At 54.3% G+C, this 13198-nt stretch carries 14 protein-coding genes and 1 pseudogene; 5 read left to right on the top strand and 10 right to left on the bottom strand.

Annotated elements, in window-relative coordinates; genetic code table 11:
* Window positions 1–237: 237 nt before the first annotated feature.
* On the bottom strand, window positions 238–528 hold the full coding sequence (locus tag VHB22_RS06765; RefSeq protein WP_325456200.1) for a PilZ domain-containing protein: 291 nt from the start codon (window positions 526–528) through the stop codon (window positions 238–240).
* Between the two features lie 381 nt (window positions 529–909).
* On the opposite strand from VHB22_RS06765, the gene VHB22_RS06760 reads away from it, so the two are divergent.
* Entirely contained in the window at window positions 910–3021 is a 2112-nt protein-coding gene (locus tag VHB22_RS06760) for a putative bifunctional diguanylate cyclase/phosphodiesterase (RefSeq protein WP_325456199.1), read from the top strand.
* Between the two features lie 53 nt (window positions 3022–3074).
* On the top strand, window positions 3075–3935 hold the full coding sequence (locus VHB22_RS06755) for a PilZ domain-containing protein (protein ID WP_325456198.1): 861 nt from the start codon (window positions 3075–3077) through the stop codon (window positions 3933–3935).
* A 65-nt stretch (window positions 3936–4000) separates the two neighbouring features.
* Here VHB22_RS06755 and VHB22_RS06750 read toward each other — a convergent pair whose 3' ends face one another.
* The 9 genes and pseudogenes from VHB22_RS06750 to VHB22_RS06710 all read right to left on the bottom strand — a co-directional run.
* Complete coding sequence (locus tag VHB22_RS06750; protein ID WP_325456197.1) at window positions 4001–5122, bottom strand: GGDEF domain-containing protein; 1122 nt, start codon at window positions 5120–5122, stop codon at window positions 4001–4003.
* A 283-nt stretch (window positions 5123–5405) separates the two neighbouring features.
* Window positions 5406–5675 (bottom strand): flagellar biosynthesis protein FliQ, encoded by a 270-nt coding sequence (gene fliQ / locus VHB22_RS06745; RefSeq protein ID WP_325456196.1) that lies wholly within the window; start codon window positions 5673–5675, stop codon window positions 5406–5408.
* Window positions 5675–6088 carry a flagellar hook assembly protein FlgD gene (flgD, locus tag VHB22_RS06740; protein ID WP_325456195.1) on the bottom strand — a complete coding sequence of 138 codons (414 nt, stop codon included), beginning with the start codon at window positions 6086–6088 and terminating at the stop codon, window positions 5675–5677. Before flgD ends, fliQ begins: the two co-directional genes overlap by 1 nt.
* Entirely contained in the window at window positions 6085–6501 is a 417-nt protein-coding gene (gene flbT, locus VHB22_RS06735) for a flagellar biosynthesis repressor FlbT (protein WP_325456194.1), read from the bottom strand. Before flbT ends, flgD begins: the two co-directional genes overlap by 4 nt.
* Entirely contained in the window at window positions 6501–6845 is a 345-nt protein-coding gene (gene flaF, locus VHB22_RS06730) for a flagellar biosynthesis regulator FlaF (RefSeq protein ID WP_325456193.1), read from the bottom strand. The genes flbT and flaF overlap by 1 nt, the downstream gene beginning before the upstream one ends.
* Before the next feature lie 36 nt (window positions 6846–6881).
* On the bottom strand, window positions 6882–7940 hold the full coding sequence (locus VHB22_RS06725; RefSeq protein ID WP_325456192.1) for a flagellar hook-associated family protein: 1059 nt from the start codon (window positions 7938–7940) through the stop codon (window positions 6882–6884).
* Window positions 7941–7944: 4 nt separating this feature from the next.
* Window positions 7945–9423 carry a flagellar hook-associated protein FlgK gene (flgK, locus tag VHB22_RS06720; protein WP_325456191.1) on the bottom strand — a complete coding sequence of 493 codons (1479 nt, stop codon included), beginning with the start codon at window positions 9421–9423 and terminating at the stop codon, window positions 7945–7947.
* Window positions 9424–9451: 28 nt separating this feature from the next.
* Window positions 9452–10705, bottom strand: a complete 1254-nt coding sequence (locus VHB22_RS06715; protein ID WP_325456190.1) for a flagellar hook protein FlgE — start codon at window positions 10703–10705, stop codon at window positions 9452–9454.
* Between the two features lie 121 nt (window positions 10706–10826).
* A pseudogene (locus tag VHB22_RS06710) lies at window positions 10827–11480 on the bottom strand (response regulator transcription factor); the annotation flags it as partial.
* Between the two features lie 369 nt (window positions 11481–11849).
* On the opposite strand from VHB22_RS06710, the gene VHB22_RS06705 reads away from it, so the two are divergent.
* From VHB22_RS06705 to VHB22_RS06695, 3 genes are all read left to right on the top strand, one after another.
* On the top strand, window positions 11850–12263 hold the full coding sequence (locus VHB22_RS06705; protein ID WP_325456189.1) for a PilZ domain-containing protein: 414 nt from the start codon (window positions 11850–11852) through the stop codon (window positions 12261–12263).
* Between the two features lie 74 nt (window positions 12264–12337).
* Window positions 12338–12775 (top strand): J domain-containing protein, encoded by a 438-nt coding sequence (locus VHB22_RS06700; RefSeq protein WP_325456188.1) that lies wholly within the window; start codon window positions 12338–12340, stop codon window positions 12773–12775.
* A 118-nt stretch (window positions 12776–12893) separates the two neighbouring features.
* The gene (locus tag VHB22_RS06695; RefSeq protein WP_325456187.1) at window positions 12894–13139 is read left to right on the top strand and encodes a hypothetical protein; all 246 of its coding nucleotides are present in this window, start codon (window positions 12894–12896) and stop codon (window positions 13137–13139) included.
* The last annotated feature ends 59 nt before the right edge of the window (window positions 13140–13198 follow it).

The following is a 13198-nucleotide window of genomic DNA, read 5'->3' as shown; positions in this document are numbered from 1 at the left end:
TGATTTTCTATTATCAAGCAACCGATCACTACAAATAGATATTAAAACTATCGAATTCGTTTACGAGCTAAAATGGCAATGCAATTTGGCGATTATTTTTCTATTTTACAAAACCGAGGCTATGCATACGAAAAAGGTACACGTAGCCAGCTTCCGACCCAAGACCCCAATAATCGGATTGTTATCCTATATATATGGATCGCATTCTTGGGCGGTGTTTTCCTTAAATAACCCGTACTACCGCTTTCCCCAGGAGATCCTCCGGGGCGGTTTTATGAATTGAAGGCCGATCGTGGCTTCGTCTATATGGACGCGCCTGCAACGGACGACGAAATCGTCTTCGGGAATTTCGAGATCGAATTCGGCCTCAACTAAATCGGGCTTTTGAATTTTGATTCGGGCTCCGGCGCTCGAAAGATCGATGATCCGGCCGGGCAACCTTTGTCCATCGCCAAGAACGATCGCGGCAGACTTGAAGACTAACCGTCTGCCGAATTGACGCCGCTCCGATTGTTTTGTTATCGCCATCGGACCTCCGTCCAATTTTGTCGAGATGCCATGTGCTTTTAATAACTTGAGTCGTCTTAATAATAAGAGCCTTACAATATTAGGTGGAAATAGCGGGAAGTTGCATATGATTCCTGCCAAACAAAGCCGTTGCCGTTGCCAAGCTTTCGCCGGGCGGGCACGAGCCGGCAAACGCCGGCGGAATGCGGCCAATCAACTAATTCAACTTTAATATATTTCGAGCAATTTTTCCCTGTTCAGTATGCGCGCATCCAGCGGCGGGCTTGGTGACAGACGAGCGGGCTCAGTCTCTTAGCGGCATGTTGATCAAAGTTCAGCGGCTGGGCTTTCGCCGATTTCAAAGGGGCGGCCTAGTCAGTGCAATCGATCGGCGACGGCGTCATGGCACTCAATTTTGATGGACTAGCCTCGGGCGCGACGGTCGTCCGTCCCCCCAAGCGGGAGGCGCGGACGCAGCCCTTTTTGACCACGTCATGGGGAACAAGGGGACTGGCCTCTGCACTCGATCAGCTCGGCATCGTTTCTATTACCGATGCCGATGGCCGGATTCTTCACGTCAACGATGAATTTGTTCGCACAAGCAAATACGAGCGAGACGAGCTGCTCGGCCAAACACACGCGCTTCTGCAGTCAGGGCGCCATTCCTCCGAATATTGGGCCGATGTCTATCGCACCCTCGCCCGCGGCTCTCCCTGGCGCGCGCCAATTATGAATCGCGCCAAGGACGGAACTTTGTTCTGGGTCGATGTTCTTATCGCGCCCCTTAAGAGCCGGAATCAAATCAAAGGCTATCTGTCTATTCAGAGAGACATCACTGAAACGATCTCACTCCGCTCTGAATTCAAAGAACGCAATGACGTTCTGCAGGCTATTGTCGATAGTTTTCCGGGCGCCGTTGCGGCGTTCGATAAAAATCATCGCCTCATTCTCTGCAACGATGCCCTGAGAAAGCTGTTCGATTATCCTGACGAATTGCTCAAAAATCATCATCCCAGTCTTGAACAACTCATCCGCATCAATGCCGATCGGGGAGAATACGGGTCTGGCGATATCGAAGATCATATCCAATCGTGGGTCCGGCGCGTTACGTCGCTTCCGCAATCGATCGAGCGGCGCCGACCGGACGGAACATACCTGGAGCTTCGCCGTACGCCTTTGCCGAGCGGCGGCTTCGTCACAGCGCATTTCGACATCACGGAACGGAAGCGCGACCAGGAGATGATCGGTCGTCTCGCCTGTCACGATGCTTTGACCGGACTTCCCAACCGCTCATTCTTTCAAGATCGCGTCCATGCCGGTCTCTTAAGTCTCGGCCGTCAGACCTTAGCATTGCATTGCCTCGATATCGACGGTTTCAAAGCGATCAACGAAGCTCTCGGTCATGCGGGCGGAGACGAATTATTGAAGCTGACCGCGCAACGCCTCACGCGAGTTCTTGGCGCATCGGATACCGCAGCACGATTGAGTGCGGATGAATTCGCCGTCATCCAAGCCACCCCCAATTCTGCCGATGACGTTGAGGCGATGGCGAAGCGGATCATGGCGTCACTCTCGGAACCGTTCGTCATCGGTGGTCACGAACTGGCGATTGGTGCCAGCATCGGCATTGCGATGGCGCCTAATGACGGTACCGACGCCGAAGAGCTGATGCGCAACGCGGGCACGGCACTTTCACGCACAAAATCCAGTGCTCGAGGTACGTACGGGTTTTTTGAACCGATCATGCACGAACAATTGGGACGTCGCCTCAAGATTGCCGCGGAACTGCGTGACGCACTCGCAACCGACCAATTCGAGCTTCATTATCAACCCATCGTCAATGTCAAAAGTCGGCGCGTTGTCGGTTGCGAAGCCTTGATCCGGTGGTCACATCCGAAACACGGCCTAATTCCAGCATCGGAATTCATACCGATCGCCGAAGAAAGCGGATTGATCGGACAGATTGGCGACTGGGTTTTGAAGACGGCCTGCGCGGAGGCGCGCCATTGGCCCGACGATTTATGGATTGCGGTCAATATTTCGGCGGCTCAATTCAACGGACATAGTCTCGTCGATAAAGTTGTCGCGCTTTCGAAAGGCTTGCCGCTATCTCGACTCGTTCTTGAAATTACTGAAACGCTTTTGATGCAGGATCGCAATAATGCGGCACTAACGCTCGAACGCTTGAAAAAGCTCGGAGTGCGGTTTGCAATCGACGATTTTGGGACTGGCTTTTCCTCGCTCAGCTATCTGCAGAGCTTCCCGTTCGACAAGATCAAGATCGATCGCTCCTTCGTTTCAAACATTGAGAATCAGAAGCGCTCCACCACACTGCGCCGCTCGATTATTCAGCTTGGCTACAATCTCGGAATGACCAGCGTCGCCGAGGGCGTGGAGACGACACAGCAACTCGACCGACTGCGCGCCGAAGGCTGCCTGGAGGCGCAGGGATTCCTTTTCTCCCCTGCCGTTTCTGGGGCGAAAGTGCGCGAGTTATTTTCTCATTCTCTATAAGCGGCGCGCGGCGTTTAGGAAGATCGTTAAGATACGAAGGGTCGATGTTCATGATGCGCGCTTTGTTAAAATTCTCTGAGCCGGCGAAATTGCCCGCATCGCGCATATCTCCGGGTGAGAAGCTTCTTGGAAACGCGCTTTTCGAAGCCGTCGTCTGCGAGTTTCATTGGACTGCCCTGCAAATCGGCGCGATTGCCTGCTGCATGAATGCGAGTCTCGCCACCAGACGGAGCTGGATGCTGAGAACCTGCAGCAACTTGGTGCCTGTCCAATCGCCCGTGGTGAAAGCCGGACTGAGGTCGTGGCACGACATCGGATTGTCGCGTGATTTGGCGGCTTCCATAGGGAGGATTCATTTCGATTTGCGGGATGCCAGACAGCTTGCACTCCCGCTCATCACCAGTGCAGGCGGCTTCGCTGCGCCGACAATTCCTCTTGCCAAACTTGAACAAATTACCGCCGTCTGGCGAAAACTTGCCGAAGATTGCCGGAACGCTATCGTCGAGCTTGAGCCAGAAACGAGGTGGAAGCTAGCCGGCGGATATACCGCCAACGCGCTCGTGCTCGGCAGATTTCTAAAAGAAGCAATGGCCGGGTCTCGAGCTTGCGTCGATCATTACGGCGAGGTTGCTCTGCCGATCCTGCCGCAACGGCGAAGAACGCCTCAATATCGTCTCGACCAACCGTGTAAGATTTCGTGGCAAGCCGGAACGATAATTTCGCTCGCTCGCAGTATTTCGAAGGACGGCATCAGCTTCGAGTGCGACCGTAGCTTGGCGCTCAGAGAGCCCGTCTCAATAAGCTTGAGAAACGGTCGTAAAATGCAAGGTCACATTGTCTGTAGCAGCGGTGGCAGGACCGATGCTCGCTTCATTAGCTCACTTCCCGACGACGACAAGCTGCTGGCCGGGTAATTTATCTTTGCTTTTTTATGGTTGCGTCACGAAATGCAGAAAGTGAAGCCAACACCCTTCTCGCACTAAATGCTTCCGCCGTCAGATTTAACGCAATTCCGTCCTGCCGCTTTTGCCTCGTAAAGCTTGGCATCAGCTCTTTCGAGCAGGCAATCTGGATTTTCTTCCGGTCTGAGCTGGGCTACTCCGAAAGATGCCGTTACCGTTCCTATCGGCAAGCCGGTCTTGTGGTGCATCCATTTCTTACCCTCAAGCTCTGCCCTAATTTGCTCGCCCAGATTATGCGCTCCTTCGAGCTCCGTGTGCGGGAGGACCAAAATGAATTCTTCGCCTCCATAACGAACGGCCGTATCGCGACCCTTTATGTTCTTCGATAGCAGCTCCGCAAATCGCCTTAGAATTTCATCGCCGACCGCATGACCAAAGCTGTCGTTGATGTTCTTAAAGTGATCGACGTCAGCCATCACCAGAGATAAAGGCTCTTTATATTCAAGAGCGGACGCGACTTCGCGCGGCAGATTCGCTTCGAGCCAATGTCTGTTCTTCAGGTGGGTGACGGCATCGAGCATTCCCAGCCTTTGGCTTTCGCTCAAGCTGGCTCTGAGTTTCTCTATTTGCTGCTGAGAATGTTGGACGCGTGCGTTCAGCGTATCGACCTCGTTTTGAATTCGAGTATTTTCGTTGATGAGCCGCTGAACGATGGCGCGAATCTGTTCGGGTGATGTCACTGAAGGAAGCGTTTTATTGACCTTCGCCAAAGCTTCCGAATGCGAGCTGCTGAAATCGAGGTGCTGTTTCAGGACGTTCATAAGGGCATAGACTTCCTCGTCCAGCTCCTGACCGACCTTTTCAATTCGGCTCGAAATCGCATCATTATCCTGCCTCCGCCGCACCTCCTTGCCGGTGAGAAATTGCCAGGCACCGAACGCGAACGCCAGGCAGCAGACCGTGACCGATCCGACAAGCGCCGCAATAGCAAGAGGATGCGAACCGAGCCGAATGATGCGGCCGCGAGAATCGACTTCGGCGATTTGCCAAGTCGTATCCGACCAACTCGTCCACGACGCCAGATCGGAGCCGGAACGCATCCACACAGCCCAAAAAAAATAGGTCGAACAGACAGCGACAAGACTCGCCAACATGATGATGGCAGAAGACGGGAGTTGCTTCCAGGTCGTGGCGCTCATCGGTTCCTTCTCAATCAATTCCAGGGGGCTGTATATTTTAACGCGTTCAGTATGCGCCCTATTTTTAGGCACATAAATCCGGCTTCTGCGGGTTCATTCATACCGACGTGTTCCGATTGAACTTATTCCGTGTCCGAATAGGAAGACCTATTCGACCGTTATCTTCCTAGACCATCCCGAACATGAGTCGCGTTCGTCCGCAATTGATCTTTTAGGATGGCGACGTTCAGTTACTTTGCTCGATAGAATATCTTCTCCAAGGAATTGCGAAGAACGTATTTTGCTACTTAAAACCCGTGGCGATCCGAATATACAGCTGCTCAGTGAAGGCCTTGAGTAAGCCACCGCTGTAACTACCTGTCATTAGAATGATCAAAAATCCTGCAATGATTTTGGGTACGAAGGTCAGGGTCATTTCCTGGACCTGCGTCAATGCCTGAAAGAAGGCTACACCGACGCCGATGATCATCGCGGATGCGATAACCGGCCCCGCAAGGATTATCGTCAGCCAGATTGCCTGCTGAACGATTCCGAGTGCATCGCCTTCTGTCATCAGTACCCCAATGTAACGCCGGCGGTGATCGGAATCTGTGTGCCGTCATCGAGAATCGCGGTCGTTCCCGAAGAGTCGATTTTGACCGAAGCAATGATCCCGGATGCGGAGCCATCTGCCGAAACCAGCGTATGTCCGACCATCGTGCTCGCTTGGGAAATATTGGAGTTTACTAAGAGTTGATCGAGTTTCGCGTTCGTGTTGATGCCCTGCTCGACACTCGAGAACTGTGCGATCTGAGACATATATTCCGTCGAATCTGTCGGGTTCAACGGATCCTGATTTTGGAGCTGAGCCACCATCAATTGCAGAAAGTCGTCATAATCAAGCGTCGATCCATCGGTCGAAGTCGTGCTGTTCGATGTCGTGTCTTGGTTGCTCGTTGTGCTGCCGGTTGGCGGAATCGTGGTCATGCGACCTCCTTGCTAAATTCCTGCGGCTCGGTATTCGCAACTTCCAAAGGAAGGAGTGCCCTGACTTTCTTAAGTGCTTCGAATGGACGATCGCCATCCAGGAGATCGCTCGCCTCCATCAACCCTTGAAGGATCTTGCCGTCGCGTATGCTTGCGAGAAGATTTGCCACGGACTCCTTCGCCATCGTCCGTGCCTTCATGTGCAGCGACGGATCCATCAGCATCATTTGTATCATAAAATACAATTGCCGGAGGGGTGTCGTCGTGTCTTCCGGTTTCATGACGTGTTGCTCGAGGAGAAAGATCACATCGTTCATGAGTTCGATGCTAACTTTGCGATCGACTTTGAGCACGCCGCCGTTGACGAAAATTCGTTCACCTGCGCGCAATGTTATTTTTAAACCGCCGCTCATCACAGTCCTTCCGCGATGACGTTCGAGACGTCGATAAGGCCTGAGAAATTTCGCGATTTTCCATTGCTGATGGATTCCGCTTCTTTCAGCATCCAAATTCCAATGGAAATCAGCTTTGCTCTAATATCGTCAGGCAGTGCGTTCTCCGGCTTCACGAGGTCCTCAAGCAAAAAGCTCCAAAGCCGGTTGAGGAAGCAGATTGCATCAACTGCCTCGCGAGAATTCGGACCGGCTTTCTCCGCCAATTTCAGCATCGTGACGGATTGTTCGATCGCCAGCCGCTCGTTTTCGCGCTTGCGCTCGCTCGATTCGCTCAACGTCTCTTCATAAGAAAACTTATACATGGTCCGATTCCGGTCGTTCTATTGCGTCCAGGCTGCTTATGACGTCAGGTAATCCATGATGCTTAGATTGCTGAGGCGATTAGTGACGGCGTATGCGGCTTCTAGCGCGGTCGAAAGGTCCGATATCTGCGTGGTTATTGCCGCAGTATCGACGCTCTCCAAACCGTCGATCGACTTATTTAGAAAGTCCGTTTGTGTATCGATCTGATCGTTGGCGTCGGATACGCGCTGCTGGGTTACGCCCAAGAACGATTGTACCTTTGTCAGCGCGCTCATGCCGTTGCTCACGAGCTGGGTCGCTTGCTGCATGACCACCTGCTGCGTATTGCTATTGAGGTTGGAGAATCCGAGACTACTGATCATCGTGAATGCCTGCGCCAACTGACGGAATGAGCCATCAGTTGCCGTGACGGACGTATTTGCTGTCTCGGTCCTGGAAATTCTGCTGTTGATGGGCTTGTCAGATGCCGCCGACCAGTTTGCGGACCAATTTGCATCGGAAAAGAGATCTGAAAATTCGTTATTCAGAAAATCCTGCATATCCGTTGCAGAAATGGAGGAAACGTTTGGATCGTCCGGGCTCATTCCGAACTTCGCAACAAACGCATTTTTTACCGCTTGTGCGGCTGCGGACGGCGGATCGCTGAAATAATCGTCGAGCGGTTTGACGTCAGAGTTGATACCGGCAAAAAGATACTGTCCATCCAACGACGTATTAAGTTGGTCCTGGAGCGATTGCATCGCGGCTTGGGCCTGCCCGACGATAGTATTGGAGATCGAACCGGCGGACTGCGCAGGCGTCAGGGCATCCAAGAACGTCTGGCTCGTCGTTGCGAGCGTATTAAGCGCAGCTTGAGAGCCTTCCATGCGAGTCAGTACGAGACTGTTCGTATCCTTGATCGACTGAATTTGATCGATGTCCTGACGCAGCGAAACGGATACGCCCGTCTGTGCACCAAGCGTAACGCCGACATCGGCATGGCGACCCGTTGAAAGCTCGGTCTGCGCATCGACCAACTGCTTCTGTATTCGAGCAATCGACGCCTTGGTCTCACTCGATAGGGCCGCCGTCGAGATGAATGTCGGAGTTATCATCGGTCTAGCTAAATGACTGGAGGAGTGTTGTGAGCATGTCGTCGACAGTATTGATTAGCCGCGACGACGCTTGGAATGTGCGTTCCAGATCGAGAAGATTTGTCATCTCCTCATCGAGATTGACGCCCGTCGCCTGGGATAGCGACGACGTTGCGCGTTGAGCCACGGTGCTACGATAATCGGCTTCCGCGCTTGCGGATTGCCGGAGGGCCTCCAGCCAGGAAACCGAATTTTTTGCGTAATCCGATAGCGAGCCTGAAGATGGCAGCTGGGTTGACGGATCGTAGGATTGCGAGTCTCCAAGACTTGTGATCAGACTCTGGATGCGATCGGTGTACGATGCGGAGTTCGAAGAATTGTAGGTGTACGCTGGATTTCCGGGGTCAGATATCCCGCCATCCCTGATGAGATCGGCATCGCCGCCCTGACTCGGGTCGACGTTTGGATTGACTTTGAGTGTGTTGGCCAGGCCTGCGGTGACCGTTCCGGTTGGGGGCAACGCGGGGCCACCGGAATATGTGAAAAGTCCTGCAGCGGCGGGGAGAGTCGGGGTCGCAGACTGATCCGTTTCCGCAAATGCGTTGATCAAACCGCCGGCCATAGAGTCGAGCTGGCTTTGATACGTCACCGCTATATCGTCCCGCACGGAAACCAATCCGGCGAGCTTGCCGGACTGAATCTCCATGACGTGCGGCGTCCCGGCAATAGGAACGCCGTCGGCGTAGACGGCGGCGCCCGTCGCTCCTGCGGCGAGATTCGATGTTTGTTGGAACGTGACCTGGCGCGGGACCTTGTCGAACAGCGTCACGCCGCTGTCGGTATAGATCGCCATATCCCCATTATCTCGCGGGACAGTCCGAATGCCTATTTCGGTCGAGAGCTGTTTCAGGACAGCATCCCGCGCGTCGAGCACGTCAGTTATATCGCTCCCGCTGCTCGTACCCTTAATCACCTGATTGTTCAGGGTCTGGAACTGGGAAAGTAAACTATTGATGTTGGAAACCGAGGTCGCAATGTCGGAGTCCGCTTGTTGGCGGACCTGCGTAACTGTTGCTGCCGCCGAATTGATCGAATTGGACAGATCTTTGGCGGCGGAAACAACGCTTGCCGCCACAGCGGAGTTCTGTGGATCGCCGGAATAGGTTTGAAGCGCCGCGCTCAGCTTGGCCATCAAAGCGGCAGGCGAACGTTCCTGGTCTGTATCGTCGACGGTGTTTTGAAGTTGATCGAGCGCCGACGTTATCGACGTCTGCGCCTGATTGCTGGAGTTCGCCGTCAGATAAGCATTAAACAGAAGTTGGTCGGACGTCCGATCGATCGACGGAATGCTTACGCCGACACCGGGGCCGCTGACGATGGTCGCCTTTTTGCGCGTTGCATCAGGGTCGTTGACGCGCGCGATGTTCCGCGACACGACCGAGATTTGCTCGGACGTTGCCTGGAGACTTGAGCGCGCGGTGTCGACACTCAGCGTAAGCGACATCAGCGGGACCTTCCCCTCGTGCCCCTAGTTACCTGACAAGATTGACGAGCACGTCCAAAAGCTCGGTGCCGGTCTGGAAGACCTTCGAGTTGGCCGTATAACTCCGTTGTGCTTCAACCATCGTCGTTAGCTCGGATGCGAGATCGACGCTCGATTTTTCAAGTGCGCCGGATTGGATTTTGCCCAGCGCGCCTGAGTTTGCGCTGCCGAGCTGGAGATCGCCGGAATCCTTATTTGTCGCAAATACGTTGCCGGAAATCGCGGTCAGGTTGTCGGGGCTCGCGACATTCGCGAGCGGAATTTTAAATGCGTCGACACGCGATCCGTCCGCATAAACCGCTGTTACGATGCCGTCGGCGCTGATCTCGAGCCTGTCGACCGCGGACGGACCGTTTCCGTTTGCGGTTGCGCTGGTCGGTGAATAGCTGCCCGCGAGCTGCGTCGTATTCGCCATGTCGAGATTGAGCGTCGCACCATTCGGAATGTTGACAGCAAGCGTTGGCGGCGACGGTGACGTCAGCTTTCCGGTCGTGCCGTCGAACACGAGGTTTTGCGTTGTAAGCTGCGAACCAGCGGCGTACGGGAAACCACCGCCCGACGCGGCACCCGCATGGTCATAGACAGTGACCTCCCACTGATTGTTGGCGGTCTTTGCGGAGTAGATATCCAGAGTGACCTGATGGCCGAGATTGTCATACGTGACGATCGAGGTCATACCGGCGTAGTCGGCGGTGGCGGCGTTAGCAGATGGCAGGCTGGTCGATATCGCGGCATCAGACGGCTCATTGACTTGGAAGGTGCCGGACGTCGATGGCGTCGCTTTCAATCCCAAATTCGCTGTCCCGACGGGAACCAGTCCAGCGGCGCTGTTGATGACCGACGTGCTGCCGCCGTTCAATAGGTCGTAGCCGAGGAGGGTAAAGCCGGCCGCATTGACGAGCTGACCGTTTACAGGAATGAAGCTGCCAGCGCGCGTCAAGTAGGGCGTTCCAGACGGGCTCTGGACCATGAAGAATCCATTGCCGCTGATGGCGAGATCGGTCGGCGATGTGGTGTAGGACAGGTCGCCCTGATGCGTGATTGCCCGACGAGATATCGTCGATACGGAACCTGGCACGTATGAAGCGACATGCCCCTCGGCCACGAGAGTAGCAAATTCCGCCGATGCTTCTTTGTAACCTGTCGTGTTTACGTTTGCGATGTTGTCCGCAACGGTGCCCATACGGTCAGATTGAACAGACATGCCTGAGATGCTGGTAGTCATTAGTCCGTAAAGGCCCATCGACGCTCTCCTGGTCGCGAATGCTGCGTCCGGGAAGTGAATCATCCGGGCCTTGCGTGAGACTGTTCGCCGGCTCTTTATTGGCCTGCGATTGGTCTTCTCCAGCGAACTCCTTCAGCCGATAGCCCAGAAATCTTTGGGAATCGATCGGGTCATGCCCGAGCCGCTGCTTCAGGCGTTTACGCAGGCGGCTGATATGGCTTTCGATGACGTTCTCATGGATTTCATCGTTGAAGATGCCATAGACGCGATTGAAAATTTGCGACTTTGTCACGCGCGTATTGCGGCTGAGAACAAGGCACTCAAGGATCCGGCGCTCGCGACGGGGCAGAGGCAACACCTCGCCGTTCACTACGGGGTCGCGGCCGTCAAAAAATATGCGAATTCCGGCAACATCGACACACTGCTCAGACATTTTCATGCGGCGCCGAATGGCACCGCTACGTGCCAGAATTTCGCGGATGTGGAAGGGCTTCGGTACGACGTCGTCGAATCCGAGAGAAAAGAGGTCGAGCGTTTCATTCAAGGTCCGCGCTTCGACCAATCCGATCAATGGCGCCCGGCAGCGCGCGCGGATGCGGGCCGATACTTGACGCCGGTTGTCGATCGCGCCGATCAGAAAACCTTCGATGACGGCGACATCGGCATCATTGATTAGCTCGAACCATTCGGAAAATTCAGCTGGATCAACTGAAACGGCGGCGATGCCTTCGCGCTCGAAACACGCAACACAGCCCCCTGCGACCGCCGAACGGTCGTCCAAAACCACGAACATCTTTGCCCCCACCCGCAAATGTCTTTCCCTGAATCAAAGGAAATACAGTGATTCATATGCTTTATTAACAACTATTTCATAATTGCCTGGGGCCGAAATGACACTGCAAATCAATACCGCCACATCGGTGCAGCTACACTCGAAAATGCATCGTCGCGGGCGAGGTGCTAGGAGACGAAATCTTCCCGGTGGGCGATCATTGCCGGCGGCCGGCTATTCGTTTTCAAAGGCTGAATTAAATCGGCGAATTTGAATTGGTCTATATAGCGATATTGTAGGTTTATTGGAGTTCAATCCATCATCGCATTTCATTGTGCCGGTGGTTTGCTATCGTCGCTGCTGACGGCTTGCCCGCATGAGTCTTAAATCATGAGACAGACGAAGACGCGAAAATTGCGCCGTGACGGGCTGGGACGCGAAATCATCGCCGCAGTCGGTCGCCGCAATGAACGCCGTCAAGATTTTCGCCATTTGGCGCATCAACACGTGGCGGTACAATTCCGCAACACGACGCGCATCTGCGATCTCGTCGACCTCTCGGAAACCGGAGCAAAGATCAGCATCCTCGATGGGGCTGTTCCGAACGTCGATGAAAAGCTTTCGTTGACCCTTTTTGACGGGACTTACATCGAAGGCTACGTGACGTGGATCGGTGAAAAGCACATCGGCATTGAGTTCCGAGTTCCTTTGGCGAACGTCGACGAGCGGCTCGATTTTGAGGATCTCGGGAGCGCGTATTTCGGAAAGGCCGTTACGCTGCAGAAGTCGACCCGGCGCTCATAGGAAGCGCCTGTCAGCGCTCGGCAAGGCCGACGTGCTAAAGCGAGCATCCCGCCGGTTGTTGCTCGATAAAATCCATGCGCCTTCGGATGCCTCCGTCGTCCAGTTTCGAAACGCTGATATCCGATCTCGCCGACGATGCCGTTGCGAGCGATGTACCGCCGCGTCCCCCTCATCCCTTTTCTATCAACAGTCTGGAGGCAGCGTGGGGTGTTGCAGCTACTGCTCGCGCGCTGCCGCACCAAGATCCGGGCGGCGTAGGGCGGCGAATGCTCTATTCCGATGATGACGGCGGCACCTCCACGGAAATGCTCCTTGATCCGAACAAAATCTTAAGCGAGCTCGGCCTCCACTCAGGTGCCACGGAAGAAGAGATTGCCTTGCTTCGACGTGAGTTTGCGCTCCGCAATCACCCTGACAGAGTCCCTGCCGAACTGAGAGACATTGCCACCAGACGTATGATGATCGCAAACGATCTGATGGATCGCTACGTCGAGCGCTTACGGCGTGGCTGAAGTAAACAGAATCGACGAATTCGATAAAATGCAAAGTTCTGCGTTCGCGAACTTGCGACGAATATCGGGTACTGTTGCGTATGGCCTAACTGGCCAACCGAGAGTAACGGGGTTGATAATGAGTGAAAGTGGCTTCGACTTACAGATCCTTCGCGCGCGCATGGCCGGCATAGGCGAGCGCCTCGACAGCGTTTGGTCGGAGAAGCTGCGTGACCATCGCCATCTCGATCGCGGCACCAAAGAGTGCGCCTATTGGCATTCGGGCTACCATCAGGCACTTGCCGATCTACTTTGTCTTATCGAAGGTCCCCAGCCTATCTACGGCAGCGGGGACACATCCAATCCGTGCCGGGCGGCCGGCTAGGATGTAAGAAATTTCCGACCGGCATGAAGTGGTGAAACATCTCGCATTCTTTTTCGAAT

The sequence above is a fragment of the Hyphomicrobium sp. genome, from assembly GCF_035548195.1.
Lineage (GTDB): Bacteria > Pseudomonadota > Alphaproteobacteria > Rhizobiales > Hyphomicrobiaceae > Hyphomicrobium_B.
This window is presented reverse-complemented; position numbering and strand designations above follow the sequence as displayed.

Coding starts and splice junctions, on each gene's coding strand:
- VHB22_RS06765 (WP_325456200.1), bottom strand. CDS start 528: ATGGCGATAACAAAACAATCGGAGCGGCGTCAATTCGGCAGACGGTTA.
- VHB22_RS06760 (WP_325456199.1), top strand. CDS start 910: ATGGCACTCAATTTTGATGGACTAGCCTCGGGCGCGACGGTCGTCCGT.
- VHB22_RS06755 (WP_325456198.1), top strand. CDS start 3,075: ATGCGCGCTTTGTTAAAATTCTCTGAGCCGGCGAAATTGCCCGCATCG.
- VHB22_RS06750 (WP_325456197.1), bottom strand. CDS start 5,122: ATGAGCGCCACGACCTGGAAGCAACTCCCGTCTTCTGCCATCATCATG.
- fliQ (WP_325456196.1), bottom strand. CDS start 5,675: ATGACAGAAGGCGATGCACTCGGAATCGTTCAGCAGGCAATCTGGCTG.
- flgD (WP_325456195.1), bottom strand. CDS start 6,088: ATGACCACGATTCCGCCAACCGGCAGCACAACGAGCAACCAAGACACG.
- flbT (WP_325456194.1), bottom strand. CDS start 6,501: ATGAGCGGCGGTTTAAAAATAACATTGCGCGCAGGTGAACGAATTTTC.
- flaF (WP_325456193.1), bottom strand. CDS start 6,845: ATGTATAAGTTTTCTTATGAAGAGACGTTGAGCGAATCGAGCGAGCGC.
- VHB22_RS06725 (WP_325456192.1), bottom strand. CDS start 7,940: ATGATAACTCCGACATTCATCTCGACGGCGGCCCTATCGAGTGAGACC.
- flgK (WP_325456191.1), bottom strand. CDS start 9,423: ATGTCGCTTACGCTGAGTGTCGACACCGCGCGCTCAAGTCTCCAGGCA.
- VHB22_RS06715 (WP_325456190.1), bottom strand. CDS start 10,705: ATGGGCCTTTACGGACTAATGACTACCAGCATCTCAGGCATGTCTGTT.
- VHB22_RS06705 (WP_325456189.1), top strand. CDS start 11,850: ATGAGACAGACGAAGACGCGAAAATTGCGCCGTGACGGGCTGGGACGC.
- VHB22_RS06700 (WP_325456188.1), top strand. CDS start 12,338: ATGCGCCTTCGGATGCCTCCGTCGTCCAGTTTCGAAACGCTGATATCC.
- VHB22_RS06695 (WP_325456187.1), top strand. CDS start 12,894: ATGAGTGAAAGTGGCTTCGACTTACAGATCCTTCGCGCGCGCATGGCC.